The following is a 527-nucleotide window of genomic DNA, read 5'->3' as shown; positions in this document are numbered from 1 at the left end:
TGCATGAGTAATTCGAGCTTGTTTTTATAAAGAAGAAAGTAATTTTTAGTGTAATCATGATTAAGTTCCTAGGAAGATTGGGTAAATAATAACCATTAAGCGAATAAGGAGATGTTAAAAAATGGCAACTCAAGATCCTAGAACAAAATTTAAAACAACGGAATATGAAAAACAAGAACAAGAGGTACCGGGTTTACAATCTGAAATGACGCCAGCACCTGATTGTGGCGAAACGTCTTACCAAGGTCATCAACGCTTACAAGGCTATAAAATGTTAGTCACAGGTGGTGACTCAGCAATAGGGCGTGCAGCAGCAATTGCGTATGCTAAAGAAGGTGCAGATGTAGCGATTAACTATCTTCCGAGTGAAGAACAAGATGCACAAGAAGTACGCCAAGTAATTGAAGAAAGTGGTCAAAAGGCAGTGTTAATTCCTGGTGATATAAGAGATGAGCAGTTCAACTATGACCTTGTTGAACAAGCATATCAACAATTAGGTGGCTTAGATAATGTTACTTTAGTTGCTG

General features: G+C 37.8%; 1 protein-coding gene. It reads left to right on the top strand.

All coding sequences use genetic code 11. The annotated features are described in order from the left end of the window. Positions 1 to 121 precede the first annotated feature (121 nt). A partial coding sequence (locus IDG60_RS27250) for an SDR family NAD(P)-dependent oxidoreductase (protein ID WP_206160425.1) occupies positions 122 to 527 on the top strand: 406 nt, incomplete at its 3' end.

The organism is Staphylococcus sp. EG-SA-2, from assembly GCF_017152085.1.
The sequence above is the reverse complement of the archived record's forward strand: the minus strand, read 5'-3'. Positions and strand labels throughout refer to the sequence as shown.